This is a genomic window from Xinfangfangia pollutisoli (genome assembly GCF_020179405.1).
GTDB lineage: Bacteria > Pseudomonadota > Alphaproteobacteria > Rhodobacterales > Rhodobacteraceae > Pseudogemmobacter > Pseudogemmobacter pollutisoli.
Map to the genome: position 1 here is coordinate 35,362 of NZ_JAICBZ010000011.1, position 26,502 is coordinate 61,863.

26 protein-coding genes are annotated in these 26,502 nt (G+C 66.4%); 18 read left to right on the forward strand and 8 right to left on the reverse strand.

Annotated elements, in window-relative coordinates; all coding sequences use genetic code 11:
* Positions 1 to 19 precede the first annotated feature (19 nt).
* Both K1Y73_RS06030 and K1Y73_RS06035 read left to right on the forward strand, forming a co-directional pair.
* The gene (locus tag K1Y73_RS06030; RefSeq protein WP_404819063.1) at positions 20 to 1,102 is read left to right on the forward strand and encodes an A/G-specific adenine glycosylase; all 1,083 of its coding nucleotides are present in this window, start codon (positions 20 to 22) and stop codon (positions 1,100 to 1,102) included.
* Between the two features lie 46 nt (positions 1,103 to 1,148).
* The gene (locus K1Y73_RS06035) at positions 1,149 to 2,297 is read left to right on the forward strand and encodes an alkane 1-monooxygenase (RefSeq protein ID WP_225027184.1); all 1,149 of its coding nucleotides are present in this window, start codon (positions 1,149 to 1,151) and stop codon (positions 2,295 to 2,297) included.
* Between the two features lie 118 nt (positions 2,298 to 2,415).
* On the opposite strand, the gene K1Y73_RS06040 is transcribed toward K1Y73_RS06035, so the two are convergent.
* From K1Y73_RS06040 to cbbR, 3 genes are all read right to left on the reverse strand, one after another.
* The gene (locus tag K1Y73_RS06040; protein WP_225027185.1) at positions 2,416 to 3,537 is read right to left on the reverse strand and encodes a site-specific DNA-methyltransferase; all 1,122 of its coding nucleotides are present in this window, start codon (positions 3,535 to 3,537) and stop codon (positions 2,416 to 2,418) included.
* Positions 3,538 to 3,625: 88 nt separating this feature from the next.
* The gene (locus K1Y73_RS06045) at positions 3,626 to 4,255 is read right to left on the reverse strand and encodes a ribonuclease HII (protein ID WP_225027187.1); all 630 of its coding nucleotides are present in this window, start codon (positions 4,253 to 4,255) and stop codon (positions 3,626 to 3,628) included.
* On the reverse strand, positions 4,252 to 5,190 hold the full coding sequence (gene cbbR / locus K1Y73_RS06050) for a LysR family regulator CbbR (protein ID WP_225027189.1): 939 nt from the start codon (positions 5,188 to 5,190) through the stop codon (positions 4,252 to 4,254). Before cbbR ends, K1Y73_RS06045 begins: the two co-directional genes overlap by 4 nt.
* Positions 5,191 to 5,286: 96 nt before the next feature.
* Between cbbR and K1Y73_RS06055 the strand changes: the two genes are divergently transcribed.
* From K1Y73_RS06055 to K1Y73_RS06105, 11 genes are all read left to right on the forward strand, one after another.
* Positions 5,287 to 6,315 carry a class 1 fructose-bisphosphatase gene (locus tag K1Y73_RS06055; protein WP_225027191.1) on the forward strand — a complete coding sequence of 343 codons (1,029 nt, stop codon included), beginning with the start codon at positions 5,287 to 5,289 and terminating at the stop codon, positions 6,313 to 6,315.
* A 6-nt stretch (positions 6,316 to 6,321) separates the two neighbouring features.
* Complete coding sequence (locus K1Y73_RS06060; RefSeq protein ID WP_225027192.1) at positions 6,322 to 7,194, forward strand: phosphoribulokinase; 873 nt, start codon at positions 6,322 to 6,324, stop codon at positions 7,192 to 7,194.
* 11 nt (positions 7,195 to 7,205) lie between these two features.
* The gene (gene tkt / locus K1Y73_RS06065; RefSeq protein WP_225027194.1) at positions 7,206 to 9,194 is read left to right on the forward strand and encodes a transketolase; all 1,989 of its coding nucleotides are present in this window, start codon (positions 7,206 to 7,208) and stop codon (positions 9,192 to 9,194) included.
* Between the two features lie 12 nt (positions 9,195 to 9,206).
* Positions 9,207 to 10,208, forward strand: a complete 1,002-nt coding sequence (gene gap, locus K1Y73_RS06070) for a type I glyceraldehyde-3-phosphate dehydrogenase (protein ID WP_225027196.1) — start codon at positions 9,207 to 9,209, stop codon at positions 10,206 to 10,208.
* Positions 10,209 to 10,281: 73 nt separating this feature from the next.
* Positions 10,282 to 11,361 (forward strand): class II fructose-bisphosphate aldolase, encoded by a 1,080-nt coding sequence (gene fba, locus K1Y73_RS06075; protein ID WP_225027198.1) that lies wholly within the window; start codon positions 10,282 to 10,284, stop codon positions 11,359 to 11,361.
* A gap of 14 nt (positions 11,362 to 11,375) precedes the next feature.
* A complete protein-coding gene (locus K1Y73_RS06080; RefSeq protein ID WP_225027200.1) occupies positions 11,376 to 12,842 on the forward strand; it encodes a form I ribulose bisphosphate carboxylase large subunit in 1,467 nt (488 codons plus the stop codon).
* An 11-nt stretch (positions 12,843 to 12,853) separates the two neighbouring features.
* Complete coding sequence (locus K1Y73_RS06085; protein WP_225027201.1) at positions 12,854 to 13,243, forward strand: ribulose bisphosphate carboxylase small subunit; 390 nt, start codon at positions 12,854 to 12,856, stop codon at positions 13,241 to 13,243.
* A gap of 67 nt (positions 13,244 to 13,310) precedes the next feature.
* A complete protein-coding gene (gene cbbX / locus K1Y73_RS06090) occupies positions 13,311 to 14,207 on the forward strand; it encodes a CbbX protein (protein ID WP_225027202.1) in 897 nt (298 codons plus the stop codon).
* An 8-nt stretch (positions 14,208 to 14,215) separates the two neighbouring features.
* Positions 14,216 to 14,914, forward strand: a complete 699-nt coding sequence (gene rpe / locus K1Y73_RS06095) for a ribulose-phosphate 3-epimerase (protein WP_225027223.1) — start codon at positions 14,216 to 14,218, stop codon at positions 14,912 to 14,914.
* A 6-nt stretch (positions 14,915 to 14,920) separates the two neighbouring features.
* Positions 14,921 to 15,565 (forward strand): phosphoglycolate phosphatase, encoded by a 645-nt coding sequence (gene gph / locus K1Y73_RS06100; protein ID WP_225027203.1) that lies wholly within the window; start codon positions 14,921 to 14,923, stop codon positions 15,563 to 15,565.
* A complete protein-coding gene (locus tag K1Y73_RS06105; RefSeq protein ID WP_225027204.1) occupies positions 15,562 to 16,251 on the forward strand; it encodes an HAD-IA family hydrolase in 690 nt (229 codons plus the stop codon). Before gph ends, K1Y73_RS06105 begins: the two co-directional genes overlap by 4 nt.
* Here the strand turns inward: K1Y73_RS06105 and K1Y73_RS06110 are convergent.
* The 3 genes from K1Y73_RS06110 to K1Y73_RS06120 are packed head-to-tail and all read right to left on the reverse strand — an operon-like array spanning position 16,214 to position 18,854.
* Complete coding sequence (locus K1Y73_RS06110) at positions 16,214 to 17,968, reverse strand: SulP family inorganic anion transporter (protein ID WP_225027205.1); 1,755 nt, start codon at positions 17,966 to 17,968, stop codon at positions 16,214 to 16,216. The two genes, K1Y73_RS06105 and K1Y73_RS06110, sit on opposite strands and share 38 nt — an antisense overlap.
* Before the next feature lie 7 nt (positions 17,969 to 17,975).
* Positions 17,976 to 18,419, reverse strand: coding sequence for a DUF6691 family protein (locus K1Y73_RS06115; RefSeq protein WP_225027206.1), 444 nt, complete (start codon positions 18,417 to 18,419; stop codon positions 17,976 to 17,978).
* A 3-nt stretch (positions 18,420 to 18,422) separates the two neighbouring features.
* On the reverse strand, positions 18,423 to 18,854 hold the full coding sequence (locus K1Y73_RS06120) for a YeeE/YedE family protein (protein ID WP_225027208.1): 432 nt from the start codon (positions 18,852 to 18,854) through the stop codon (positions 18,423 to 18,425).
* Positions 18,855 to 19,101: 247 nt separating this feature from the next.
* On the opposite strand from K1Y73_RS06120, the gene K1Y73_RS06125 reads away from it, so the two are divergent.
* Entirely contained in the window at positions 19,102 to 20,961 is a 1,860-nt protein-coding gene (locus K1Y73_RS06125) for a PhoX family protein (protein ID WP_225027210.1), read from the forward strand.
* Positions 20,962 to 21,102: 141 nt separating this feature from the next.
* Here K1Y73_RS06125 and K1Y73_RS06130 read toward each other — a convergent pair whose 3' ends face one another.
* Positions 21,103 to 21,606 (reverse strand): hypothetical protein, encoded by a 504-nt coding sequence (locus tag K1Y73_RS06130; RefSeq protein WP_225027212.1) that lies wholly within the window; start codon positions 21,604 to 21,606, stop codon positions 21,103 to 21,105.
* Positions 21,607 to 21,869: 263 nt separating this feature from the next.
* On the opposite strand from K1Y73_RS06130, the gene K1Y73_RS06135 reads away from it, so the two are divergent.
* The 4 genes from K1Y73_RS06135 (at position 21,870) to K1Y73_RS06150 (ending at position 25,457) form a co-directional block, all read left to right on the forward strand.
* Complete coding sequence (locus K1Y73_RS06135) at positions 21,870 to 22,154, forward strand: hypothetical protein (RefSeq protein WP_225027213.1); 285 nt, start codon at positions 21,870 to 21,872, stop codon at positions 22,152 to 22,154.
* On the forward strand, positions 22,126 to 22,830 hold the full coding sequence (locus K1Y73_RS06140) for a winged helix-turn-helix domain-containing protein (RefSeq protein WP_225027215.1): 705 nt from the start codon (positions 22,126 to 22,128) through the stop codon (positions 22,828 to 22,830). Before K1Y73_RS06135 ends, K1Y73_RS06140 begins: the two co-directional genes overlap by 29 nt.
* Before the next feature lie 263 nt (positions 22,831 to 23,093).
* Positions 23,094 to 24,188, forward strand: coding sequence for a carboxynorspermidine decarboxylase (gene nspC / locus K1Y73_RS06145; RefSeq protein ID WP_225027217.1), 1,095 nt, complete (start codon positions 23,094 to 23,096; stop codon positions 24,186 to 24,188).
* A gap of 33 nt (positions 24,189 to 24,221) precedes the next feature.
* Positions 24,222 to 25,457 (forward strand): saccharopine dehydrogenase family protein, encoded by a 1,236-nt coding sequence (locus K1Y73_RS06150; RefSeq protein ID WP_225027219.1) that lies wholly within the window; start codon positions 24,222 to 24,224, stop codon positions 25,455 to 25,457.
* 95 nt (positions 25,458 to 25,552) lie between these two features.
* Here the strand turns inward: K1Y73_RS06150 and K1Y73_RS06155 are convergent.
* On the reverse strand, positions 25,553 to 26,502 hold a 950-nt coding region (locus K1Y73_RS06155; protein ID WP_225027221.1), incomplete at its 5' end, for a FliI/YscN family ATPase.

Below are 26,502 nucleotides of genomic sequence, written 5' to 3' on the forward strand. Positions count from 1 at the left end.
AGACATGGGGGCATAAAGATTGCGTGACGCGGCCGAAACGATTGCCGGAAAGCCGGACGCCGATCTGGCCGCCGACCTGGGGGCGCGGCTTCTGGCCTGGTATGACCGGCATGCAAGGGCAATGCCCTGGCGGGTGGGCCCGGCCGAACGGGCGGCGGGCGTGCGGCCCGATCCCTACCGGGTCTGGCTGTCGGAAGTCATGCTGCAACAAACGACCGTGGCGGCGGTGCGCGACTATTTCCACCGCTTCACCGTGCGCTGGCCCGATGTGGCGGCGCTGGCCGCGGCGCAGGATGCCGAGGTCATGGCCGAATGGGCCGGGCTTGGCTATTACGCCCGCGCCCGCAACCTGCTGAAATGCGCCCGCGCGGTGGCCGAGCGGGGCGGCTTTCCCGGCACGCGCGACGGGTTGCTGGAATTGCCCGGGATCGGCCCCTATACCGCCGCCGCCGTCGCCTCGATCGCCTGGGACGAGCCGGCGGCGGTGGTCGACGGCAATGTGGAACGGGTGGTGTCGCGGCTGTTCGCGGTGGAAACCCCGCTGCCCGCCGCCAAGCCGCAGCTGGTCGCCCTGGCCGAGGCGCTGACGCCCCAGGACCGGCCCGGCGATCATGCCCAGGCGATGATGGATCTGGGCGCCACGATCTGTACGCCGAAATCTCCGGCCTGCGGGATCTGCCCCCTGGTCGATCTGTGCCAGGCCCGCGCCCAGGGCATCGCCGCCGACTTGCCGCGCAAGCTGGCCAAGCCTGCGAAGCCGGTGCGGCAGGGCGTGGTCTGGGCGCTGCGCCAGCCCGAGGGCTGGGTGCTGGAGCGCCGGCCCGAGCGCGGGCTTCTGGGGGGCATGCTGGGCCTGCCGGGCGACGCTTGGGACGGCACGGGCGGCCCCGCCCCGGCCGAGGCCCCCTGGCAGCGCCTGGGCGAGGTTCGCCATACCTTCACCCATTTTCATCTGATCCTGCAGGTCCTGGCCGCCGAGGCCGCGCCCGGCCCGCTGGCCCGCGGCGAGATCGTGCCCTTTCGCGATTTCCGCCTCGACAGCCTGCCCACGGTGATGCGCAAGGCGCTTTCCCTTGCGCAAAGTGCGCTTTCGCCGCGTTGAGCCTGATGCGCAAAGGCGTAGACTTCGCCGCCAAGGAGGACCGCCCATGCCGCTGATCCCTGCCGATGTGGTCGCGCGACCGCTGAATGCCCTGCCGTTCTTTCTGTCACTGGGCACGGTGCCGCTGGCGCTGATCGGCATGCGCTATGGCGGGCTGACCGTGCTGCTGCTGCCGCTGTATTCCTGGGGGCTGTTCACCCTTCTTGACCTGCTGACCGGGCTGAATGACGGCAATGCCGATCCTCAGACCCCCGAGAAGGATCTGGTCCTGTACCGGCTGGTCACGCTGATCTGGTTCCCGCTGCAATTCAGCCTGCTGTGCCTGGCGCTGTGGTATCTGCCGCGGGCCGAGCATCTGAGCGGGCTTGAGAAATTCGGCATGATGTTCGGCATGGGGGTGATGGGCGGCACGATCGGCATCAATTACGCGCATGAGCTGATGCATCAGAAATCCAGGCTGGAACGCTGGCTGGGTGATCTGCTGCTGGCAACCGTGCTGTATTCGCATTTCCGCAGCGAACATCTGCGGGTGCATCACCTGTATGTCGGCACCCCGCGCGATGCGGTGACGGCGCGCTACAACGAAGGCTTCCACCGCTTCTATCCGCGTGTGCTGCGCGAAAGCCTGCGCTCGGCCTGGGCGGCCGAGAAGGCGCTGCTGGCGCGGCGCGGCTTGTCGGTCTGGAACCGGCGCAACCCGTTCTGGCGCTATTGGGCGCTGCAAAGCGCGATGCTGTGGATCGCGGGGCTTCTGGGCGGCTGGGAAGGGCTGGGCCTGTTCCTGATCCAGGCCGGGGTGGCGATCTGGCAGCTGGAACTGGTGAATTACGTCGAACATTACGGGCTGACGCGGAAATATCTGGGCGAGGGGCGCTATGAACATGTGCTGCCCCGGCACAGCTGGAACGCCTCGCATCGGGCCACCAACTGGCTGCTGATCAATCTGCAGCGCCATTCCGACCATCATTACAAGCCCGACCGGCGCTTTCCCCTGCTGCAGACCTATCCCGAGGACGAGGCGCCGCAGCTGCCCTATGGCTATCCGGTGATGGCGCTGTCGGCGATGATCCCGCCCCTGTGGCGGCGGGTGATGAACCCCAAGGTCCGGGCCTGGCGCAAGCGTTTTTACCCCGAGATCACCGATTGGCAGCCCTATACCAGGGCGCGCAATCCGATGCCGAAGGGCGCGCCCTGACCGGCGGCGTTGCCGCGGCGGTTCGGCAAAAGACCCCGCCATGACCAGCATGGCGGGGCAGTGGCATTCCAGGCGGACCGGAATGCAGGCGTAGAAAAGACCCGTCCCGCAGGCAGGGTCAGTTCGGGCGAGAGGCCTCTGCTTCCATCTCGGCCCGGATTTGTTGGCGAAGGATGTCGATCGGGATCAGCTTGCCGTCGCGCTTGAAATGCCAGTAGGTCCAGCCATTGCAGGACGGCGCCCGTTCATAGGCGGCGCCGACCTGGTGGATCGAGCCGGTCATCTCGGGCCCGGTCAGCGTGCCATCGGCGCGCACCTTGGCCTTGTAGCGGTTGCCGATCGAGAACAGCTCTTCCCCCGGGCGCAGCATGCCGCGTTCGACCACCTGGCCGAAGGGCACCCGCGGCTCGGCGCGTTTCGAGGTGCTGACCTCCAGCGCCGAGGCATCAAAGCGGCGCACGCGGGAAATCCGGGCCTCGGCGGCGCGGCGATAGCTTTCCTCGCGCTCGATCCCGATGAAGTCGCGGCCCAGCATCTTGGCCACGGCGCCGGTCGTGCCGGTGCCGAAGAACGGGTCCAGCACCACATCGCCCGGATTGGTCGTGGCGACCAGCACCCGGTGCAGCAGGCTTTCCGGCTTCTGCGTCGGATGCGCCTTGTCGCCGTTTTCATCCTTCAGCCGCTCATGCCCGGTGCAGATCGGCAGCACCCAGTCGCTGCGCATCTGGATGCCTTCGTTCAAGGATTTCAGCGCTTCGTAATTGAAGGTGTATTTCGACCCTTCCCCGCGCGAGGCCCAGATCAGCGTCTCATGCGCATTGGTCAGCCGCTTGCCCTTGAAATTCGGCATCGGGTTCGACTTGCGCCAGATCACGTCGTTCAGCAGCCAGAAGCCCTGGTTCTGCAGCTCGGCCCCCAGACGGAAGACGTTGTGATAGGATCCGATCACCCAGATCGCCCCGTTCGGCTTCAAAAGCCGCTTGGCGGCCGCCAGCCAGCGGCGGGTGAAATCGTCATAGGCGGCAAAGGACGAGAACTGGTCCCAGTGATCATCCACCGCATCGACACGGGAATTGTCAGGGCGATGCAATTCGCCCTTCAGCTGAAGGTTGTAAGGCGGGTCCGCGAAGATCAGGTCCACGCTGCCGGCCGGCAGGCTTTCCATCACCTCGATACAATCGCCCGCAAGAATCTGATTCAGCGGAAGGTCTGCCCCCGCCGCGGTCTTCCTGGTCGCCATATCTGCCTCTGTCCCACGGCATCTTGATGTGCCGATCTTGGGCCAAAGCATGAGTCACAGGCGATTCGCCGTCAAATTCTTTTTTGAATCAAGAGGTTACAGATTTTGCTTGGCACAATATCTTGTGGACGGGCGCGAAAGAACGCCTATGCACGGGGGTGACCCCCAAATCTAGAAGCGCCTGCAAATGGGCCGGAACCGGGTAGCCCGCGTTCCCTTCCCAGCCGTAGCCGGGGTATTGTTGCGCCAAATCCACCATGAGGCGATCGCGTGTCACTTTGGCCACGATCGAGGCCGCGGCGATCGACAGGCTGCGGGCATCGCCTTTCACCAGCGCTTCGGCCGAACAGGCCAGATCTTTCGGCAGCCGGTTGCCGTCGATCAGCGCGTGATCGGGCGCCAGCTCGGCCAGCGCGCGGGCCATGGCCAGATGGCTGGCATTCAGAATGTTCATCGCGTCGATCTCGTCCACGCTGGCATGGGCCACGGCCACGCGCGCGTCGCGCAGGATCGCCTCATACAGCCGGTCCCGCGCCGCGGCGGTCAGCTTCTTGCTGTCATTCAGCCCCGGCGGAATGCGGGCCGGGTCCAGGATCACGGCCGCCGCCGTGACCGGCCCGGCCAGGGGCCCGCGCCCCACCTCATCCACCCCGGCAACCGTGGTGCAGCCACGCGCCAGGGCGGCCAGTTCAAAGCTGAAATCGGGTGGGGTCTTCACGGCATCACCGGCAGTTGAGGAAGGAAGCTGCCCTGAAGGGCCAGAATGGTTTCGGCCAGGGCCTGTGCCGCAGGCACCTGGGGCTGGTCAAGCCGCCGCACCAGAAACCAGTGCCGCTCGATCGGCAGGCCGGGCACCTGCAGCGTCACCAGACTGCCATGGCGCAATTCATCGGCCACCGTATGCAGCGACAGAAGCGCGATGCCCAGCCCCGCCATCACCGCCTGCTTGATCGTCTCGTTCGAGCCCATCTCGACCTGGGTGAAGGGCGCGCCGTCGCCGATCCGGTCCAGCCAGCGCGTCATCAGGATGCGCGTGCCGGATCCCGGCTCGCGGGTCAGAAAGGTTTCGGCCGCCAGATCGGCCGCCGACAGCGCGGCCTGCCCGGCCAAGGGATGGTCGGGCGCCGCCACCAGCGCATGCGGATGCGGCGCAAGCGGCCTGGCCTCGACCGGCGGCAGGCGCGGCGGGCGGCCCATGATGATCAGATCCAGCCGCATCCGCTCCAGATCGGCCAGAATCTCTTCGCGATTGCCGACCTGCAGCGCCACTTCGATTCCCGGGTGGCGGCTGCGCAGGATCTTCACCAGCCGCGGCGCGAAATACTTGGCCGTCGACACGACGCCCAGCACCACGCGGCCGGCATGCCCGGCCTTCAGCGCGGCAATCCGCGCGCCCGCCTGCGACAAAGCGACATCCATCTTTTGGATGGCCTCCAGCAGAACCGCGCCGGCCGGCGTGGCGCCCTGACCTGCGCTTTCGCCGGGGCGATGGATCAGCGGCAGACCGAACAGATCTTCCAACCCTTTGATCTGACTGTGAATTGCCGGGGTCGTCAGGCCCAGATCCCGCCCGGCCGCGGCCATGGTGCCCAGTCGCGCCACGGCGGCCAGGGCGCGCAATTGACGAAGCGTCAGGGCATCTTCGGCGGCCATTCGATTTTCCTGAATGAAGGCACAAAAGAATTAAATTTTCTCGCAAGCCGGCGCAAGTCACAAAGACCCCCAACCGGTTGCGATTGGGGGGAGGCCATGACCAGCGGCAGCGAGAGACTACCGAAAACCCATGTGCCGGCGGCGCTTGCGCCCCTGGCCGAAGCCCTGGCCGAGGCGTCCATCGCCCTGGCCGGGATCATCGCCCGCAACGGGCTTGGCCATGCGCTGGGCGCCGCCCGCGGCACCAATTCCGACGGCGACACCCAGAAGGCGCTGGACGTGATCGCCGATGATCTGTTCCTGGCCGCCTGCCGCCGCGCCGGCCTGCGCCATTTTGCCAGCGAGGAACAGGAAGAGGCGCTGGACCTGGCGGAAGGCACGCAGGGCGAAGGCACGCAAGGCGGGGGTTGGGCGCTGGCGATCGACCCGCTGGACGGGTCGTCGAACATCGACACCAATGTCTCGGTCGGCACGATCTTCTCGATCTACCCCGCCGCCGCCACGCCCGAGGCCAGCTTCCTGCGCCCGGTTTCCGACCAGGCCGGCGCCGGCTATGTAATCTACGGCCCGCAAGTCGCCCTGCTGCTGACCTTTGGCCGCGGCGTGCAGCGCTATGTTCTGGATCCCGACAGCCAGTGCTTCATGCTGGTCGAGGCCCAGGTCGCGATCCCGCCGGACTCGAACGAATTCGCCGTCAACGCCTCGAATTACCGGCACTGGACCACCCCGATCCGCGCCTATGTCGACGATTGCGTCGCCGGGGCCGAGGGGCCGCGCGCGAAGAATTTCAACATGCGCTGGATCGCCAGCCTGGTGGCCGAGGCGCATCGGATCTTTGCCCGCGGCGGGGTGTTCCTGTACCCGGCCGATGCCCGCAAGGGCTATGACCGCGGAAGGCTGCGGCTGGTCTATGAATGCGCGCCGATCGCCTTCCTGTGCCAGCAGGCCGGCGGCGGTGCCACCGACGGCACCGATCCGATCCTGTCGATGCGCGCCACCACCCTGCACCAGCGCGTGCCCTTCGTCTTCGGCAGCCTGTCGAAGACCGCCCGCATCGCCGCCTATCACGACATGCCCGAAGCCGAGAGCGCCCTTTTCGGCAAGCGCGGCCTGTTCCGGAGCTGAAAGACCATGAGCAAGAAACACCCGATCATCTCGGTCACCGGATCCTCCGGCGCCGGCACCTCGACGGTCAAGACCACCTTCGACAACATCTTCCGGCGCGAAGGCTTTACCGCCGTCTCGATCGAGGGCGACGCTTTCCACCGCTACAACCGCGCCGACATGAAGGCCGAACTGGCCCGGCGCAGCGCCGAAGGCGACATGACCTTCTCGCATTTCAGCTACGAGGCGAATGAGCTGGAAGAGCTGGAGCGGGTCTTCCGCGACTATGGCGAAACCGGCACCGGCCGCACCCGCACCTATGTGCATGACGAGGCCGAGGCCGCGAAGACCGGCGTGGCGCCGGGGAATTTCACTGCCTGGGCGCCCTTTGCCGAAGGGACGGACCTGCTGTTCTACGAAGGCCTGCATGGCGCGGTGGTGAATGACCGGGTGAACCTGGCGGCGCTGGCCGATCTGAAGGTTGGGGTCGTGCCGGTCATCAACCTGGAATGGATCCAGAAGATCCATCGCGACCGCGCCCATCGCGGCTATTCGACCGAAGCGGTCACCGACACGATCCTGCGCCGCATGCATGCCTATGTGCATTGCATCACGCCGCAATTCACCGAGACCGACATCAACTTCCAGCGCGTGCCGGTGGTGGATACGTCAAACCCGTTCATCGCCCGCTGGATTCCGACACCGGATGAAAGCCTGGTCGTCATCCGCTTCAAGAACCCGCGCGGGATCGACTTCCCCTATCTGGTCTCGATGATCCACGGGTCCTGGATGAGCCGGGCGAATTCCATCGTCATTCCGGGCAACAAGCAGGATCTGGCGATGCAGCTGATCCTGACGCCGCTGATCGAGCGGCTGGTCCGCGACGCCAAGCGCGCCTGAGGGAGGGAAACATGAACGTCAATTCGCAAATCCAGACCGGCAGCGTGACCGAGCGTCAGATGGCCAATGCGATCCGTTTCCTGGCAGTGGATGCGGTGGAAAAGGCCAAGTCCGGCCATCCCGGCATGCCCATGGGTATGGCCGATGTGACCGCGGTTCTGTTCAACCGTTTCCTCACGCTGGACCCGGCCGATCCGGCCTGGCCCGACCGTGACCGTTTCGTGCTGTCGGCCGGCCATGGCTCGATGCTGCTGTATGCGGTGAACCATCTGCTGGGCTATGCCGATATGCCGATCGGCCAGTTGGAGAAGTTCCGCCAGCTGGGCGCGCGCACGGCGGGTCACCCGGAATATGGCCATGCCCAGGGGGTCGAGGTCACCACCGGGCCCCTGGGCCAGGGCATCGCCACTGCGGTTGGCATGGCGCTGGCTGAACGGATGGCGGCGGCGCGGTTTCCGGGTCTGGTCGACCACCGCACCTGGGTGATCGCGGGCGATGGTTGCCTGATGGAAGGGATCAGCCACGAAGCGCTTGATCTGGCGGGACATCTTGGCCTTGGGCGGCTGACGGTGCTGTGGGATGACAACCGCATCACCATTGATGGCGATACCGATCTGTCCACCTCGATGGACCAGAAGGCGCGCTTTGCCGCGGCCGGCTGGCATGTCGGCGCCTGCGATGCGCATGACCCGGAGTCGATTGCGGCGGCGATTGCGGCGGCGCTGGCCGATCCGCGGCCCAGCCTGATCGCCTGCCGGTCGATCATCGGCTATGGCGCGCCGACCAAACAGGGCGGCCATGACGTGCATGGCGCCCCCCTGGGCGCCGAGGAAATCGCTGCGGCGCGCCAGGCGCTGGACTGGCCGCATGCGCCTTTCGTGATCCCCGAACCCATCCGCGCGGCATGGGCCAAAGTGGCCGCGCGGGGGGCCGCTGCCCGCGCCGACTGGGAACACAGGCTTGCGGCATCTCCCGACCGCGCAGCTTTCCGGTCGGCGCAGGCGGCGGACGTTGGCGCCCTGGCGGCGCCGATGATGGCGCACAAGGCCAAGCTTCTGGCCGAGGCGCCGAAAGTCGCCACCCGCAAGGCATCCGAAATGGCGCTGCAGGTGGTGGCCGATGCCCTGCCCTTCGTCATCGGCGGCTCGGCCGACCTGACTGGGTCGAACCTGACGCGGGCCAAGGGGCAGGCTTCGGTCAAACCGAACGACTATTCGGGAAGCTATGTTCACTATGGCATCCGCGAGCATGGCATGGCGGCGGCGATGAACGGCATCGCGCTGCATGGCGGGTTCCGCGCCTATGGCGGTACCTTCCTGGCCTTTGCCGATTACTGCCGGCCCTCGATCCGGCTGGCGGCGCTGATGGGCGTGCCGGTGACCTATGTGATGACGCATGACTCGATCGGACTGGGCGAGGACGGGCCGACCCACCAGCCGGTGGAAACACTGGCCAGCCTGCGCGCCATGCCCAATCTGGCGGTGATCCGGCCCTGCGATGCGGTGGAAACCGCCGAGGCCTGGGAACTGGCGATGGGGTCGCGCAAGACGCCGGTGCTGCTGGCGCTGTCGCGGCAGAACCTGCCGCTGGTGCGGAAGATGGCCGATCAGAACATGGTCGCCAAGGGCGCCTATCTGCTGCGCGACGTGGAAAACCGGCAGGTGACGCTGATCGCGACGGGCTCGGAAATCGAGATCGCGCTGAAGGCGGCCGATCTTCTGGCGGCCGAGGGGATCCGGGTCGCGGTGGTTTCCGCACCCTCGTTCGAATATTTCGCCGAACAGCCCGCAGGCTATCGCGAAGGCGTGTTGGGCCATGCACCGCGGGTGGGGGTTGAGGCCGCGATCCGGCAGGGCTGGGACGCGCTTTTGCGCCCCGAAGACGGGTTCGTGGGCATGACCGGCTTTGGCGCCTCGGCACCGGCACCGGCGCTTTACGCCCATTTCGGCATCACGCCCGACGCTGTGGCCAAGGCCGCAAAAGACCGTATCCAGGACTGACAAGGATCTGAAATGACTGTGAAAGTTGCCATAAACGGCTTTGGCCGTATTGGAAGGAACGTGCTGCGCGCCGTGGTGGAATCGGGCCGCAAGGACATTGAGGTCGTGGCGATCAACGATCTGGGCCCGGTCGAGACCAACGCCCATCTGATGCGCTTCGATTCGGTCCATGGAAGGTTCCCGGGCGAGGTGACCACGGGCGAAGACTGGATCGACGTGGGCCGCGGCCGGATCAAGGTCACCGCCCTGCGCAACCCGGCCGAGCTGCCCTGGGACGGGGTGGATGTGGCGCTGGAATGCACCGGCATCTTCACCGCCCGCGACAAGGCGGCGACGCATCTGGCGAATGGCGCGAAACGGGTGCTGATCTCGGCGCCCGGCGAGGGGGCGGACAAGACGATCGTCTTTGGGGTGAACCATGACGTGCTGACCAAGGACGACCTGGTGGTGTCCAACGCCTCTTGCACCACGAATTGCCTGAGCCCGGTCGCCAAGGCGCTGAACGATGCGATCGGGATCGAGAAGGGGATGATGACAACCATTCACTCCTATACCGGCGACCAGCCGACGCTGGATACGATGCACAAGGATCTGTATCGCGCCCGGGCGGCGGCGCTGAGCATGATCCCGACCTCGACCGGGGCGGCCAAGGCGGTGGGGCTGGTGCTGCCCGAGTTGAAGGGCAAGCTCGATGGGTTCGCGATCCGCGTGCCGACGCCGAATGTAAGCGTCGTCGATCTGAAGTTCATCGCCAAACGGGCAACTTCGGTCGACGAGATCAACACCGCGATCAAGGCGGCGGCCGAGGGGCCGCTGAAGGGGATCCTGGGTTTCACGGTCAGACCGAACGTCAGTTCGGATTTCAACCACGACCCGCATTCCAGCGTGTTCCACATGGACCAGACCAAGGTGATGGACGGCACGATGTGCAGCGTCCTGAGCTGGTACGACAATGAATGGGGCTTCTCCAACCGCATGGCGGATACGGCCGTGGCGATGGGGCGGTTGATCTGAGCGCTTCCGGGGAGGCCCCGGGGCTCTGCCCCGGACCCCGGGATATTTCTGGACAGATGAAGAGGGGAGAGAGATGGCACTGATCACCTTGCGGCAATTGCTGGATCACGCGGCGGAGCGTGGCTATGGCGTGCCGGCCTTCAATATCAACAATATGGAGCAGGGGCTGGCGATCCTGAAGGCGGCCGAGGCCTGCGATGCTCCGGTCATCCTGCAGGCCAGCCGGGGCGCGCGGTCTTATGCCGGCGACATCATGCTGCGGCATATGGTCGAGGCGCTGGCAGAGATGCATCCGGGGATTCCGATCTGCCTGCATCAGGACCACGGCAACAACGAGGCGACCTGTCTGTCGGCGATCCGGCATGGCTTCACCAGCGTCATGATGGATGGCAGCCTGCTGGCCGACATGAAGACGCCGGCCTCTTACGACTACAATGTCGCAATCACGGCCAAGGTGGCGGATGCAGCGCATTGGGTGGGGGCCAGCGTCGAGGGCGAGCTGGGGGTTCTGGGCAGCCTTGAGACCGGCGAGGCCGAGGCCGAGGATGGCTCGGGCGCAGAAGGCAAGCTGGATGAAAGCCAGCTTTTGACCGATCCCGACCAGGCCAAGGATTTCGTGGCGCGGACCGGGGTGGATGCGCTGGCGATTGCCTGTGGCACCAGCCATGGCGCCTACAAGTTCAGCCGCAAGCCGGATGGCGACATTCTGGCGATGCGGGTGATCGAGGCGATCCATGCCAAGATCCCGAACACCCATCTGGTGATGCACGGCTCTTCCTCGGTGCCGCAGCATCTGCAGGATCTGATCAACGAAAGCGGCGGGAAGATGCCGCAGACCTATGGCGTGCCGTTGGAGGAAATCGTCCGCGGCATCCGCCATGGGGTGCGCAAGGTGAATATCGACACCGATTGCCGGATGGCGATCACCGGGCAGTTCCGCAAGGTCGCCAAGGCAAGCCCGGCGGAATTCGACCCGCGCAAGTTCCTGATCCCGGCGATGAAGGAGATGGAGGCCCTGGTGCGCGAGCGGTTCGAGGCCTTCGGCACCGCCGGGCAGGCCGGGCGCATCCGGGTGATCGGTCTGGACGAAATGGCGAAACGCTATGCAAGCGGCGCGCTGACCCCTGCAACCACGACCGCCGCGGCGGCCTGAGGGAGGATCTGAAGATGGCTGACGGAACCAAGACCGAGATCACCGACACGAAAAAGCGCTATGCGGCGGGCGTGCTGAAATATGCGCAGATGGGCTATTGGGACGGCGATTACGTTCCCAAGGACACCGATCTGCTGGCGCTGTTCCGCATCACCCCGCAAGAGGGCGTGGACCCGATCGAGGCGGCGGCGGCTGTGGCAGGCGAAAGCAGCACCGCGACCTGGACCGTGGTCTGGACCGACCGGCTGACCGCCTGCGACCAGTATCGCGCCAAGGCCTACAAGGTCGAGCCGGTGCCGAACAACCCGGGCCAGTATTTCTGCTATGTGGCCTATGACCTGATCCTGTTCGAGGAAGGCAGTATCGCCAACCTGACCGCCTCGATCATCGGCAATGTGTTTTCCTTCAAGCCCCTGAAGGCGGCGCGGCTGGAAGACATGCGTCTGCCGGTGGCCTATGTGAAAACCTTCAAGGGCCCGCCCACCGGGCTGGTCGTCGAACGCGAACGGCTGGACAAGTTCGGGCGGGCGCTTCTGGGCGCCACGACCAAGCCGAAGCTGGGCCTGTCGGGCAAGAATTACGGCCGCGTGGTCTATGAGGGGCTGCGGGGCGGGCTGGACTTCATGAAGGATGACGAGAACATCAACTCGCAGCCCTTCATGCATTGGCGCGACCGCTTCCTGTATTGCATGGAGGCGGTGAACAAGGCCACGGCCGAGACCGGCGAGGTGAAGGGCCATTACCTGAACATCACCGCCGGCACGATGGAAGAGATGTACCGGCGCGGCGAATTCGCCAAACAGCTGGGCTCCTGCATCGTGATGGTCGATCTGATCATCGGCTGGACGGCGATCCAGTCGATCAGCGAATGGTGCCGGCAGAATGACATGATCCTGCACATGCACCGCGCGGGCCATGGCACCTATACGCGGCAGAAAAGCCACGGGATCAGCTTCCGGGTGATCGCGAAATGGCTGCGGCTGGCGGGGGTCGACCATCTGCACACCGGCACCGCCGTGGGCAAGCTGGAAGGCGATCCGCTGACGGTGCAGGGCTATTACAATGTCTGCCGCGAGCTGTACAATCCGGTGGACCTGCCGCGCGGCATCTATTTCGAGCAGGACTGGGCCGACATCAAGAAGGTGATGCCGGTCGCCAGTGGCGGGATCCATGCCGGGCAGATGCACCAGTTGCTGGATCTGTTCGGCGATGATGTGGTGCTGCAGTTCGGCGGCGGCACGATCGGGCATCCGATGGGCATCCAGGCCGGCGCCACGGCGAACCGGGTGGCGCTGGAGGCGATGACCTTCGCCCGCAATGCCGGGCGCGACATCAAGTCGGAAGGGCCGGAAATCCTGCGCGCCGCGGCCAAGTGGTGCAAACCTCTGGAAGCCGCCTTGGATACCTGGGGCAACATTTCCTTCAACTACACCTCGACCGACACTTCGGACTTCGTGCCGCAAGTTTCGGCCGCCATGTAAGGAGCGAGACGATGCGTATCACTCAAGGCTGCTTTTCCTTCCTGCCCGACCTGACGGATGAAGAGATCACCACCCAGGTGGACCATTGCCTGGAGAAGGGCTGGGCGATCGGGGTGGAATGGACCCATGACCCGCATCCGCGCAACACCTATTGGGAGATGTTCGGAAATCCGATGTTCGACCTGAAGGATGCCAAGGGCGTGATGATGGAGCTTGACGCCTGCCGCAAGGCCAACCCCGAGGCCTATATCCGCTTCAACGCCTTCGACAACACCCGCGGCTTCGAGACGGTGACGATGAGCTTCATCGTGCATCGCCCGAAGGTGGAACCGTCGATCCGCATGACCCGGACTGAGGGGGATGGGCGGTCCATTCGCTACACCCATGAGGTGGTGCGCTGATGGAAACCCCGGGGGGGCTTTCTGCCCCCCCGGCCCCCCCGAGGATATTTTTGCAGAGAGGAAGGCCATGAGCGAGACGGTCGATCTGCGCGCCGAGTTCAAGGAAAGCGGTGTTCGCGCCGTTCTGGAGGAGCTGGATGCCGAGATGGTGGGGCTGGCGCCGGTGAAGGCGCGGATCCGCGAGACGGCGGCGCTTCTTCTGGTGGACCGGGCGCGCAAGGCGCTGGGCCTGGCGGTCGAGACGCCGACCCTGCACATGAGTTTCACCGGCAATCCGGGCACGGGCAAGACCACGGTCGCCTTGAAGATGGCGGGGCTGCTGCACCGGCTGGGCTATGTGCGCAAGGGGCATCTGGTCTCGGTCACCCGCGACGATCTGGTCGGGCAATATATCGGCCATACCGCGCCGAAGACCCGCGAGGTGCTGAAGAAGGCGATGGGGGGTGTGCTGTTCATCGACGAGGCCTATTACCTGTACAAGCCTGACAATGAACGCGATTACGGCGCCGAGGCGATCGAGATCCTGTTGCAGGTGATGGAAAACAATCGCGACGATCTGGTGGTGATCCTGGCGGGCTATGCTGGCCGGATGGAGGATTTCTTCCGCTCGAACCCCGGCTTCCGCTCGCGCATCGCGCATCACATCGAGTTTCCCGATTATACGGACGACGAGCTGGGGCGGATCGCCGAGGGGATGCTGGAAGCGCAGAATTACCGCTTCACGCCGGCCGCCAAGGCGGCGATGGCCGCGTATATCGCCGCGCGCAGCGTGCAGCCGCATTTCGCCAATGCGCGGTCGATCCGCAATGCGCTGGACCGGGCGCGGCTGCGGCAGGCGAACCGGCTGTTTTCTGCCTCTGGCCCTGTCGACGCCGAGGCGTTATCGACAATCGAAGCAGAGGATATCCGCGCGAGCCGGGTCTTTCAGGGCGGGCTGGCGCATGAGAGGAAGGCCGCAGAGTGACCGAGCGCATGAATTTTTCCCGCAAGATCAAGATCGCGCCGTCGATCCTGTCCGCCGATTTCGCCGATTTCGGCCGCGAGATTCAGGCGATTGAATCCGAGGGCGCCGATTGGGTGCATGTCGATGTGATGGACGGGCATTTCGTGCCGAACCTGACCTTCGGACCTCCGGCTGTCGCGGCGTTCCGCAAGCATGTGAAGACGGTCATGGACGTGCATCTGATGATCGCGCCGGTCGACCCCTATATCGACGCTTTCGCCAAGGCGGGCGCCGATGTCCTGACCGCGCATGTCGAGGCGGGGCCGCATATCCACCGCACCCTGCAGGCTATTCGCGGCGCCGGGATGAAGGCGGGCGTGGCGTTGAACCCCGGCACTTCGGCCGAAGCGGTGACCGATCTGCTGGATCTGACCGATCTGATCTGCGTGATGACGGTGAACCCGGGCTTCGGCGGGCAGAAATACATCGACATGACGGCGAAGGTGCGCAAGTTGCGCGCGATGATCGGCGACCGGCCGGTGCATATCGAGATCGACGGCGGAATGGATCCGGTGACGGCGCCGGCCATGGTGGCGGCGGGGGCCGATGTGCTGGTGGCGGGCTCGGCGGTGTTCCGCGGCGGCTCGGTCGACAATCCGGGCGTCTATGGCGCGAATATCCGGGCGATCCGGGCGGCGGCGGATGCCGCGCTGCCGGGACGGGGCTAGGCGCGCATGGCGGCGGTGATCTTCGATCTGGACGGCACGCTGGTTGACAGCGCGCCCGACATTCAGGCCGCGGTCAATCTGATGCTGGCGGCCGAGGGCAAGCCGGCGCTGGATCTGGCGACCGTGACCTCGTTCGTCGGCAACGGACTGCCCAAGCTGGTCGAGCGGGTGATCGCCGCCACGGGGCTGGATCCGGCCCGGCACAAGGCGCTGACCGCCGTGGTGCTGGACCATTACAACCGCGAGTCCAGCGCACAGACCCGGCCCTATCCGGGGGTTGTGGCGGCGCTGCAGGCGCTGGCGGCACGGGGCCATGTGCTGGGCGTCTGCACCAACAAGCCCGAGGCGCCGGCCCGGGCCATTCTGGCCGATCTGGGCCTGGCCGGGCATTTCGCCGCAGTGGTGGGCGGCGACCGGCTGGCGGTGACCAAGCCCGACCCGGCGCCTTTGTGGCTTTGCGCGCAGGAACTGGGCGCGGCGGCGGGCGAGATCACCTATGTCGGCGACAGCGAGGTCGATGCCGCCACCGCCGTAGCGGCCGGCCTGCCCTTCCTTCTGTTTACCGAAGGCTATCGCAAATCGCCGGTCGAGGCCCTGCCCCATCGCGCCGCCTTCGCCGATTTCGCGCAGCTGCCCGGCCTGGTCGGATGAGCCTGCGCGCGCTGATCTTCGATGTCGACGGCACGCTGGCCGAGACCGAAGAAGCGCATCGTGCCGCCTTCAACGCGGTCTTCGCGGCGCATGGGCTGGGCTGGCACTGGACGGTCGAAGACTATCGCCGGCTGTTGCGGGTGACCGGCGGCAAGGAACGCATGGCGGCGCATCGCGCGGCTCTGGGGGCCGGCCCGTCGGATGCGCAGATCGCCGCGCTGCATGCCGAGAAGACGGCGCTTTTCGCCCAGCGTCTGGCCCAGGGCGGGGTGGCGGCGCGGCCGGGCGTTCTGGCCCTGGTGGACGCGGCCCGGGCGCGCGGGCTGGCGCTGGCGATTGCCACCACGACCAGCCCGGGCAATGTCGAGGCGCTGTGCCGCTGCCTGTGGAACCGGCCGGCCGCGCAGGTTTTCGACGTGATCGCCGCGGGCGACGAGGTGGCAGCAAAGAAGCCCGCGCCGGATGTCTATCTGCTGGCCCTGCAGCGGCTGGGCCTGCCGGCCCAAGCCTGCCTGGCGCTGGAAGACAGCCGCAACGGCGTGCTGGCGGCGCGGGGCGCGGGGCTGGCGGTTCTGGCCACGCCCTCGCTGTATTCGGCGGGCGAGGATCTGTCGCAGGCCCTGCGAATCCTGCCCGATCTGGCCGGTTTCACGCTGCCCCAGGCAGAGGCGCTGGTGCGGGCCTGAGCGCCTGCCAGGCCTGATACTGGGTCAGGAAGACCTGGCCGTTCAGGTGCTGCAGGAAATCGGTGCGCTTCAGCCGGTCCATCACCGGGCCTTTCACCTCGGACAGATGAAAGCCCACGCCCATGTCGCGGAACCGGGCGTTGATCGCCTCAAGCGCCTCAAGCGCCGAAAGGTCGATCTCGTTCACCGCGGTACACATCAGGACGACATGTTTCACCGGGCAATCGGGGGCGACGCGGTTCAGCAGCAGATCTTCCAGCCGCCGGGCATTGGCGAAATACAGGCTTTCATCGACCCGCAGCGTCACCAGGCTGGGGTCGGTCAGCACGGTATGGCGGCGGATATTGCGGAAATGTTCGGTCCCCGGCACCAGCCCCACCTCGGCCACATGCGGGCGCGAGGTGTGCCAGAGAAACAGCAGCAGCGAGACCAGAACGCCGGTCGACACCCCGGCCTCGACGCCCAGGCCCAGGGTCGCCAGGATCGTGGCCAGGACGGCGGCGAAATCGCCGCGCGAATAGGCCCAGCTGCGCTTCAGCACGGAAAGATCGACCAGGCCCAGCACGGCGACGATGATCGTCGCGGCCAGCGTGGCCTTGGGCAGGAAGAAGATCAGCGGTGTCAGGGCCAGGGCGGCGAAGGCCAGGCCCAGCGCGGTGAAGGCGCCGGCGGCCGGGGTGGCGGCGCCGGCATCGAAATTCACCACTGATCGGGCGAAGCCGCCCGTCACCGGATAGCCGCCGGTGAAGGCCGCGCCCAGATTGGCGGCGCCCAGGCCCAGCAGTTCCTGATCCGGGTCGATGCGCTGGCGCCGCTTTGCGGCCAGGGTCTGGGCGACCGAGATCGACTCGACGAAGCCGATGATCGAGATCAGCAGCGCGGGCAGGAACAGATCGCGCAACAGCGCCGGCGACAGGCCCGGCAGGGTGAAGGGCGGCAGGCTTTGCGGCACATGGCCCACCACCGCCACGCCGCGATCGGCCAGGCCCAGCGCCCAGGTGGCCAGCGTGGTTCCCACCACCGCCGCCACCGGCCCCGCCTTGCCCGCCACATCGGCCAGGCCCGGCGCCAGGCCGCGCGCGACCAGCGCCCGTTTCAGCCCGCCACGGCGCACCCAGAACAGGAAGGCCAGGGCCAGCGCGCCGATCAGCAGGGTGGGCAGGCTGGACGCCGGCAGATGGGCGACCAGCGCCGGCAGCAGGGAGGGCAGCGTATCGCCCTCGGCCCTGATGCCCAGAATGGATTTCAGCTGGCTGGCCGCGATCAGGATGCCCGAAGCGGTGATGAAGCCCGACACCACGGTATGCGACAGGAAATTCGCGATGAAACCCAGGCGGAAGATCCCCATCGCCACCAGCATCAGCCCCGACAGGAAGGCCAGCGTCAGCGCCGCCACCGCATAGCCCGCCGCCCCCTGTTCGGCCACGCCCCCGATCGCCGCCGCCGTCATCAGCGAGACCACGGCCACCGGCCCCACCGCCAGCGCGCGCGACGTGCCGAACAGCGCATACAGCAGGATCGGCAGGATCGAGGCATAGATCCCGGCCTCGGGCGGCAGACCCGCCAGCAGGGCATAGGCCAGCGACTGCGGGATCAGCATGATCGTCACGATCACCGCGGCGATCAGGTCGGCCGAAAGCTCGGCCCGGGAATAGCGCCGGGCCCAGGTCAGGATCGGCAGGCGGGCGGCAATGGCGGTGCGCAACGCCGGTCGCATCCGCATCCTAGGCGCTGAAGGGCTGGGGGCCGCCGCCGTCCAGCCGGGCCGCCAGCATCCGCGCGATCATCATTCCCGACAGCATGGCGGACAGGAACAGCCAGACCGCCGGCTCGAACGTGCCCAGCGCCGGCAGGGCGCCGCCGGGGCAGAAGCCGGTCATGCCCCAGCCGAGGCCGAACAGCGCCGACCCGCCCAGAAGCCGCGCGTCGATGGCCCGGCTGGTCGGCAGGTGGAACTGCGGCTCGAACAGGGGCGCGGGGCGGCGCAGGACCAGACGGTAGCCCAGGAAGGTGACGGCCAGGGCCCCGGCCATGACGAAGGCAAGGCTTGGGTCCCAGTTCCCGGCAATGTCGAAGAAGTTCAGCACTTTGGCCGGGTTGATCATGCCGGCCAGCGTGATGCCCAGGCCGAAGATCAGCCCGATCAGATAGGGAAGGGCAAGGCGCATGGGTCAGGCTCCGATCACATGGCGGATCACATAGACGGTCAGCGCGGCGCTGGCCATGAAGGTCAGCGTCGCGACCAGCGAGCGTGGCGACAACCGGGCCAGGCCGCAGATGCCGTGGCCCGAGGTGCAGCCGCCGCCGAAGGTCACGCCGATGCCGACCGCAAGCCCGCCCAGCACCAGCTGGACCGGGCCGGCCGCCACGCTGACCTGCGGCCAGGTGCCGGTGGCCGCCAGCCAGACCAGCGGGCCGGTCGCCATGCCCAGAACCAGCGCCGCCCGCCAGGCCCAGTCGCGGCCCGAGGCCGGCGCCAGCAGCCCCGCGACAAGGCCGGTGGCGCCCATGATCCGCCCGAGGCCAAGCATCAGCAGAACCGCGGCAAGCCCGATCAGCCCCCCGCCCGCCAGCGAAAGCAGCGGTGTGAATGTGGTATCCATTGGGTCTCCGGTGCGGGACGGGGCCAGGGTCTGGCCGCCAGATCTATGCGCAGAATTTGATATATGCGATATTGAATTTAAATAGTCCAGAGCCCGCCCCCCGGCCGGCGCGGGCTTGCCGCCGGGCCGCGGGATCTTCGCAAAACCATCGGAAAAGCGACGCGCGGCTGTGATCTTTGGCTGACACAGCGGGGCTGCGGCGGTCCGACAGGGCCACCGAAGCCATTCCGTCAGCCAGAGGCCCGCCATGACCCAACCGACCCAAAGCCACGACGACCTGTCCTGGGATGCATTCGACGAGCAGCGCGATCCCCGCCCCTCGCGCCAAGGCTTTGACGAGGTGGTCGACCGCGCCATTTCGCGCCGCGGCTTTCTGGGCGGCGCGCTGGCCATCGGCTCGGGCGCTTCGGTCTTTGGCGCGGCGCTTCTTCGCGCCACCCCGGCGCGGGCGGCCAGCTTTCCCTTCACGCCGATCGGCATCGGCACCGATTTCTCGCTGCAAGTGCCCGAGGGCCATTCCTGGAAGACGCTCGTCCGCTGGGGCGATGCGCTGACCCAGGCCGCCGAAGGCGCCTTCTCGGGCGAAACCGGCGTGGCGCTGGACCTGTCGACCCAGGTTTTCGGCGAGAATACCGACGGGATGGAACTGTTCCAGATCGACGGCAAGGAAGTGATCGCGGTCAATTCGGAATATGTGAACCCCAAGATCAACCTGCCCGCCGCATCCGAAGGCAAGCCGCAATCGGCCGAAGAGGTGCAGCTGCTGAAGAACCTGCAGGGCGTCACGATCCTGGAAGTGGCCGATCAGGGCCAGGGCTATCAGGTGGTCGTCGGATCGGCCTTCAACCGGCGGATCACCAATGACACGCCGATGACGATGGACGGGCCGGTAGCCGGCACCGATCTGGTCAAGACCGCGGCCGATCCGGCCGGCATGTCGCCCCTTGGCACGCTGAACAATTGCGGCTCGGGCCGCACGCTGTGGGGCACCTATCTGACCTGCGAGGAAAACTTCAACGGCTATTTCGGCATGGTCACCGAACGCGACCAGACGCCTGAGGAAAAGCGCTACGGGTTGAAGGGCGAAAGCAACTATCTGTATGAAAAGTTTGATGCCCGCTTCGATCTGATCGCCAATCCGAACGAGCCGCACCGCTTCGGCTGGGTGGTCGAGATCGACCCGGCCGATCCGGCCTCGACCCCGGTCAAGCACACGGCCCTGGGCCGCTTCAAGCATGAGAATGCCGAGATGGTGCAGGCCGCCGATGGCCGCGTGGTGGTTTACATGGGCGATGACGAGCGGGGCGAGTTCATCTATCGCTACGTCTCGAACGGGACCTGGGCCGAGGGGCAGAAGGGCGGCACGCTGCTGTCGGAAGGCACGCTTTACGTGGCCCGCTTCAACGACGACCTGACCGGCGAATGGCTGGCGCTGACGCCGGAAAGCACCGGGATGGATCTGGCACAGATGCTGACCTTTGCCCGTCTGGCCGGAACCAAGGTGGGGGCCACGACGATGGACCGCCCCGAATGGATCGCCGCGCATCCCTCGCGCGCCGAGGCCTATTGCGCGCTGACCAACAACTCGAAGCGCGGCGGCGACGGCCAGCCGGTGAACGCCGCAAACCCGCGCGAGGCCAATGAATACGGCCAGATCGTGCGATGGCGGCCCGAGGGCGGCGATCATGGCGCCGACACCTTCACCTGGGATCTGTATGTCATGGCCGGCAATCCGGCGGTGCATAAGGATGCCTATGCCGGTTCCGCCAATGTCACCGAAGGCAACATGTTCAACTCGCCCGATGGCATGGCCTTCGATTCGACCGGCATGCTGTGGATCCAGACCGATGGCGAAGACACCAACGAGGGCGACTTCGCCGGCCAGGGCAACAACCAGATGCTGATCGGCAATCCCGACACGGGCGAGATCGCCCGCTTCCTGACCGCCCCGAACGGCGCCGAGGTCACCGGCCTGTGCTGGTCGGCCGACCGCAAGGTGGCCTTCGTCGGCATCCAGCATCCGGGCGGCAGCTGGCCCGATGGCGCCGGCAAGCCGCGGTCGTCGATCGTCGCGGTCTGGCGCGACGACGGCGCAACGCTGGGCTGACACCGCTTCGGCCGAACGGGGCAGGGGCTGCTCTCCCCTGCCCCATCGGGGCGCCGCGCCAGGTTTGGCCGCGGCCCCCACCCGGGGCCCCAAGCCGCCCCGGCAACGCGGGTCTGCGCCCCGCGACAGGGCGCGACCGGATCAGTCGTTCGGGCTGATGCCCACCCGGAAGCCCGCGCTGCGCAGGCATTCGGCCGAATAGATCCGGTCCCATTCGCCAAAGATCTTGGCTTCGTTGCTGCAGTTCCGCGGCAGGTTGCGGGTCACCCCGGCCTCGCGCAGGCAGCTTTCGGGATAGACCACCGCGTCGCGCTTCTTGCCGGCGATCTCGATCGCGCAGCTGGCGGGAATGCGGCGGCCCTTGTCCTTGCCGGGCTTCGGCGCCGGGACGTAATGATCGTCGTCGCGGTCCTTCTTCTTGTCATTCGCCGATTTGGCAATGGCCCCGATGATGGCCAAGCCAATGATCGTCTTCAGATAATCCTCGCCATCCGGGGCCGCCCGTGCCGGAAGCGTGGTCGACAGAACCAGCGCCACCACCGCCGCGCCGGCGGTGAACATGCGGGTGAAGCCGCGCGGCGAGGGTTCGGCCCGTGCGCTTTGGCGTGCGATCCGGGCGGCGGGGATCAGCCTGGTCTCGGTCATGGCAAGCTCCTTCATCTGGACGGGGGCCCTGTCTGCGGGCCGGGGGGGATGCGTCGCAGCCGATGCCGGGCCGACGCTGTGCCGCCAGACTGCGACCGGGCCGGAAGGACAGGCAATAACAGGCCCCTGTCAGGCGATAACATCCGGCGACAAAGGGCCTGCTAGACGATAGCCATCCGGCGAAGGACCGCCGATATTGAATATCGCGGGCCGTCACGCCAAGGTGACTCGAACGAGCGGTCCCCTCCCCAACGGAGCCGGAGATGAAAAACACGATCCTGGCCATGACGCTGTTGCTGACCCTGACGGGACAGGCCGGCGCCGAATGCTATGCCGATTACAAGGCCAAGAAAGACAACCCCTTGCAGCTGCAATACGGGGTGGCGCAGGTCTCGGACGGGGCCTGTTCGAAAAAGGCGGCCCAGGCCGAACTGGCGCCCCGGCTGGCGGCGGCGGGCTGGACACTTCTGAACGTTGTCTCCACATTCGGCCCCGAAGGACTGGCGGAAAGGAAAGCAAGTGCCGGAGAGTATTTCCTCCGTTACTGACAGCCTGAAGACGGGCAACCGCGTCGTCGGCTTTGGAATTGCCGCCATCGTGCTGATCCTGTTCGGCGCGGCGCTGTTTCTGTTCCTGAACCTGCCCGACGCCAATGCCTTCAATGCGCGCGTCGAACGGCTGTTCGTGGAAAACGACGACCTGCGCACGGCGGGCGAGATCAAGCTGCTGGAAATCCTGGCACAATCCGGCACGTCCTTTTCCGAGGTGCTGGCCAGCTATCGCTCGGTCATCTTCGTGCTGCTGGTGTTTTCCACCGCGCTTCTGGTGGCGGCGCTGGTGTTTCTGGTGATGATCATCGCCCTGAACCGCCGGATCGGCGCGATCCAGCGGACCGGCATTCAGGTGGCCAGCCTGATGATCAGCCGCGAGGCGCGGGCGGTCTATATCAACGATCTGGAGTTCCAGCTGACCGAGGCGGCGCTGGAGACCATGGCCGTGCTGGCCGAGGCGCGGATGGATGACGACGTGCTGACCGGCGCGCAGATCGAGGCGGTGATCTCGGGCCGGAACGAGGCCGATTGCGACGAGGCGGCAGGCGCCACCCGGGTCAAACGGCTGCGCGACACGCTGGGCAATCAGCTGGTCAGCGAGTTGCTGGTCAAGACCATCGCAAGGCGCGGCTATGTGCTGGCGGTGGATAAAGACGCGATCCGGATGATCTGACCCGAATCGGGGTTAACCGGCCGGATTTCCCGGATTTTTCCGGTCTTCCCCGCGTCTTCCTTTCGTCTTCCTTTCGTCTTCCCCTTTGGCCGGCGCCGGCGGGGTGAACAGGGCGCGCGCCGCCCCGGGTTCGGCCCCGGCTTCGACCCTGGCGCCGGCCGCTTTCGTCATCGCCCTGTTACCGCGTCGCGGCATTCCCGCTTGCACCAGAGGGGCGTCGGGCATAGATACCCGCGCTTATCTTGCCTGGCCCGGGGGAGACGATGATCCAGACGCCCTATTACCTGATCGACCGCGCGAAACTGGCGCGCAACATGGCGGTGATGGACGAATTGCGCGCCGCCTCGGGCGCCAAGGTTTTGCTGGCGCTGAAATGCTTTGCGACCTGGGGCGTCTTCGACCAGATGCGCCAGCACATGGACGGCACGACCTCGTCCAGCCTGTACGAGCTGCGGCTGGGGCGCGAGAAATTCGGCGGCGAAACCCATGCCTATTCGGTGGGCTGGGCCGATCACGAGATCGCCGAGGCGGTGGGTTACGCCGACAAGATCATCTTCAACTCGATCAGCCAGCTGCAACGGTTCGACAACCAGTCGGCCGGCATCGCGCGCGGGCTGCGGCTGAACCCGCGCTTTTCCACCAGCGGGTTCGACCTGGCCGATCCGGCCCGGCCCTTCAGCCGACTGGGTGAATGGGACCAGACCAAGATCGAGACGGTGATGGACCGGATCTCGGGCTTCATGATCCATTACAATTGCGAGAATGCCGATTTCGACCTGCTGGACCGCCAGCTGGACCGGATCGAACAGGAATTCGGCAGCCTGCTGAAACGCCTGTCCTGGGTCAGCCTGGGCGGCGGCATCCATTTCACCGGCGAAGGCTATCCGGTCGCGAAACTGGCCGCGCGGCTGCGCGCCTTCCAGGACCGCTTCGGCGTGCAGGTCTATCTGGAGCCGGGCGAGGCGGCGATCACCGGATCGGCCAGCCTTGAAGTCACGGTTCTGGATATTCTGAACAATGGCAAGGACCTGGCCGTTGTCGACAGCTCGGTCGAGGCGCATATGCTGGACCTGCTGATCTATCGCCAGCCGGCGAAGATGGAAACCCGCGGCCCGCATCCCTACATGATCTGTGGCAAGTCCTGCCTGGCCGGCGACGTGTTTGGCGAATTCTCGTTCGAAAAGCCGCTGTCGGTGGGCGACCGGCTGAGCATCGCCGACGCGGCCGGCTATACGATGGTCAAGAAGAACTGGTTCAACGGGGTGAAGATGCCCTCGATCGTGATCAAGGAACTGGATGGTTCCGAAACGATCGTTCGGGAATTCACCTATGACGACTACCGGGACAGCCTTGGCTGACCCCCTTCCCCGCAACCCCGAGGAGGTGCCCTCATGAAACGCAATGTCCTGATCATCGGCGCGGGTGGCGTCGCCCAGGTCGTGGCGCACAAGGCGGCGCAGCACAATGACGTGCTGGGCGATCTGCATATCGCCAGCCGGACCAAGGCCAAATGCGAGGCGATCATCGCCAGCGTTCAGGAAAAGGCGGCGATGAAAGTGCCGGGCCTGTTCCAGGCCCATGCGGTCGATGCGATGGACAGCGCGGCGGTGGCGGCGCTGATCCGCCAGACCGGGGCGCAGATCGTGATCAATGTCGGCTCGGCCTTCGTGAACATGACGGTGCTGGAGGCCTGCATCCAGACCGGCGCGGCCTATATGGACACGGCGATTCATGAAGACCCCAAGAAGGTCTGCGAAACGCCGCCCTGGTACGGCAATTACGAATGGAAGCGGCGCGCGGCCTGCGCCGAGGCCGGGGTGACGGCGGTGCTGGGCGTGGGCTTCGATCCGGGCGTGGTGAATGCCTGGGCGCGGGTGGCCGAGGGCCTGCTGGACCGGATCGACTCGATCGACATCGTCGACATCAATGCCGGCAGCCATGGCCGCTGGTTCGCGACGAATTTCGACCCCGAGATCAATTTCCGCGAATTCACCGGAACGGTCTATTCCTGGCAGGGCGGCGCCTGGCAGGCGAACAAGATGTTCGAAGTGGGCCGCGAATGGGACCTTCCGGTCGTCGGCAAGCAGAAGGCCTATCTGACCGGCCATGACGAGGTGCATTCGCTGTCGGCGCGCTATCCGCAGGCCGATGTGCGGTTCTGGATGGGCTTTGGCGACCATTACATCAATGTCTTCACGGTGCTGAACAATCTGGGCCTGCTCAGCGAAAAGCCGGTGAAGACGGCCGAGGGGCAAGAGGTTGTTCCGCTGAAACTGGTCAAGGCGGTGCTGCCCGACCCGGCAAGCCTGGCGCCGGATTACACCGGCAAGACCTGCATCGGCGATCTGGTGAAGGGCGAAAAGGACGGCAAGCCGGCCGAACTGTTCCTGTACAACATTGCCGATCACAAGGACGCCTATCAGGAGGTCGGCGCCCAGGGCATTTCCTACACTGCGGGCGTGCCCCCGGTGGCGGCCGCCATCCTGATCGCCCGCGGCGACTGGGATCTGGGCAAAATGGCCAATGTCGAAGAGCTTGACCCCGCGCCCTTCATCAACCTCTTGAACGAGATCGGCCTGCCCAGCCGCATCCGCGACGATCAGGGCGACCGCGCGCTGTGGCTGTAACCGACCCCACAGCCTGCTTTCGCCCTTTCATCTGTCGATAAATATCCTGCGGGGGGTCTGGGGGGCGCAAAGCCCCCCGGGCCGGGCAAGGTGCCTCACGGCCCCAGACAGGCCTTCAGCCGCGCAAAACTGGTCGGCGGGCCGCCTGCGGGCGCGTCTTCGGCCAGAAACCCGTCCAGCATCGGAAACAGCCGGATCGCCCGGTCGATCAGCGGGTCGCTGCCCGGCACATACAGCCCGGCCTGCACCATCATCTCGGCCCGGTCATAGGCGCCCAGCACCCGGCGCGCATCGGCGATCAGCGCGTTTTCCGGCCCGCTTGCAGCCTCGGGCAACGCGCGTGACACCGAACGCAGCAGGTCGATCGCCGGATAGCGCCCGCGCTCGGCGATCTTGCGGTCCAGCACCACATGCCCGTCCAGCGTGCCGCGGATGATGTCGGCCACCGGCTCTTCCATGTCAGAGCCGGCGACCAGCACCGAAAGCACCGCGGTGATATCGCCCTGATCGCCCGCCCCCGGCCCGGCGCGTTCGGCCAGACCCATGATCGCATGCGCGGTCGAGGGCGGATAGCCGCGCAGACTGGCCTGCTCGCCCGAGGCCAGCGCCACTTCGCGATGCGCCTCGGCAAAGCGGGTGACGGAATCGACCAGCAGCAGCACATGCAGGCCCTGATCGCGGAAATGCTCGGCCACGGCCATGGCCGACAGGGCACAGCGCCGACGCATCAGCGGCGATTGGTCGGAGGTGGCGGTCATCACCACCGAGCGCGCCATGCCGGCCGGGCCCAGCACCCGCTCGGTGAAATCGCGCAGCTCGCGCCCGCGTTCGCCCACCAGCGCGATCACCGCGATATCGGCCGCAACGCCCCGGGCGAATTTCGCCAGAAGCGAGGATTTCCCCACCCCCGACCCCGCGAAAAGCCCGATCCTTTGCCCGCGCACCAAAGGCAGAAGCGTGTCGAACACCGCCACCCCGGTGGCCAGACGCTCGCCCAGGGCGCGCCGCTCTGCCGGCGGCGGCGGCGCGCCGGTCAGCGCCCGGC

What these genes read in the sequence shown, in the direction of transcription:
- K1Y73_RS06035 (WP_225027184.1), top strand. Translation starts at nt 1,149, where the DNA reads ATGCCGCTGATCCCTGCCGATGTGGTCGCGCGACCGCTGAATGCCCTG.
- K1Y73_RS06040 (WP_225027185.1), bottom strand. Translation starts at nt 3,537, where the DNA reads ATGGCGACCAGGAAGACCGCGGCGGGGGCAGACCTTCCGCTGAATCAG.
- cbbR (WP_225027189.1), bottom strand. Translation starts at nt 5,190, where the DNA reads ATGGCCGCCGAAGATGCCCTGACGCTTCGTCAATTGCGCGCCCTGGCC.
- K1Y73_RS06055 (WP_225027191.1), top strand. Translation starts at nt 5,287, where the DNA reads ATGACCAGCGGCAGCGAGAGACTACCGAAAACCCATGTGCCGGCGGCG.
- K1Y73_RS06060 (WP_225027192.1), top strand. Translation starts at nt 6,322, where the DNA reads ATGAGCAAGAAACACCCGATCATCTCGGTCACCGGATCCTCCGGCGCC.
- tkt (WP_225027194.1), top strand. Translation starts at nt 7,206, where the DNA reads ATGAACGTCAATTCGCAAATCCAGACCGGCAGCGTGACCGAGCGTCAG.
- gap (WP_225027196.1), top strand. Translation starts at nt 9,207, where the DNA reads ATGACTGTGAAAGTTGCCATAAACGGCTTTGGCCGTATTGGAAGGAAC.
- fba (WP_225027198.1), top strand. Translation starts at nt 10,282, where the DNA reads ATGGCACTGATCACCTTGCGGCAATTGCTGGATCACGCGGCGGAGCGT.
- K1Y73_RS06080 (WP_225027200.1), top strand. Translation starts at nt 11,376, where the DNA reads ATGGCTGACGGAACCAAGACCGAGATCACCGACACGAAAAAGCGCTAT.
- K1Y73_RS06085 (WP_225027201.1), top strand. Translation starts at nt 12,854, where the DNA reads ATGCGTATCACTCAAGGCTGCTTTTCCTTCCTGCCCGACCTGACGGAT.
- cbbX (WP_225027202.1), top strand. Translation starts at nt 13,311, where the DNA reads ATGAGCGAGACGGTCGATCTGCGCGCCGAGTTCAAGGAAAGCGGTGTT.
- rpe (WP_225027223.1), top strand. Translation starts at nt 14,216, where the DNA reads ATGAATTTTTCCCGCAAGATCAAGATCGCGCCGTCGATCCTGTCCGCC.
- gph (WP_225027203.1), top strand. Translation starts at nt 14,921, where the DNA reads ATGGCGGCGGTGATCTTCGATCTGGACGGCACGCTGGTTGACAGCGCG.
- K1Y73_RS06105 (WP_225027204.1), top strand. Translation starts at nt 15,562, where the DNA reads ATGAGCCTGCGCGCGCTGATCTTCGATGTCGACGGCACGCTGGCCGAG.
- K1Y73_RS06110 (WP_225027205.1), bottom strand. Translation starts at nt 17,968, where the DNA reads ATGCGACCGGCGTTGCGCACCGCCATTGCCGCCCGCCTGCCGATCCTG.
- K1Y73_RS06115 (WP_225027206.1), bottom strand. Translation starts at nt 18,419, where the DNA reads ATGCGCCTTGCCCTTCCCTATCTGATCGGGCTGATCTTCGGCCTGGGC.
- K1Y73_RS06120 (WP_225027208.1), bottom strand. Translation starts at nt 18,854, where the DNA reads ATGGATACCACATTCACACCGCTGCTTTCGCTGGCGGGCGGGGGGCTG.
- K1Y73_RS06125 (WP_225027210.1), top strand. Translation starts at nt 19,102, where the DNA reads ATGACCCAACCGACCCAAAGCCACGACGACCTGTCCTGGGATGCATTC.
- K1Y73_RS06130 (WP_225027212.1), bottom strand. Translation starts at nt 21,606, where the DNA reads ATGACCGAGACCAGGCTGATCCCCGCCGCCCGGATCGCACGCCAAAGC.
- K1Y73_RS06135 (WP_225027213.1), top strand. Translation starts at nt 21,870, where the DNA reads ATGAAAAACACGATCCTGGCCATGACGCTGTTGCTGACCCTGACGGGA.
- nspC (WP_225027217.1), top strand. Translation starts at nt 23,094, where the DNA reads ATGATCCAGACGCCCTATTACCTGATCGACCGCGCGAAACTGGCGCGC.
- K1Y73_RS06150 (WP_225027219.1), top strand. Translation starts at nt 24,222, where the DNA reads ATGAAACGCAATGTCCTGATCATCGGCGCGGGTGGCGTCGCCCAGGTC.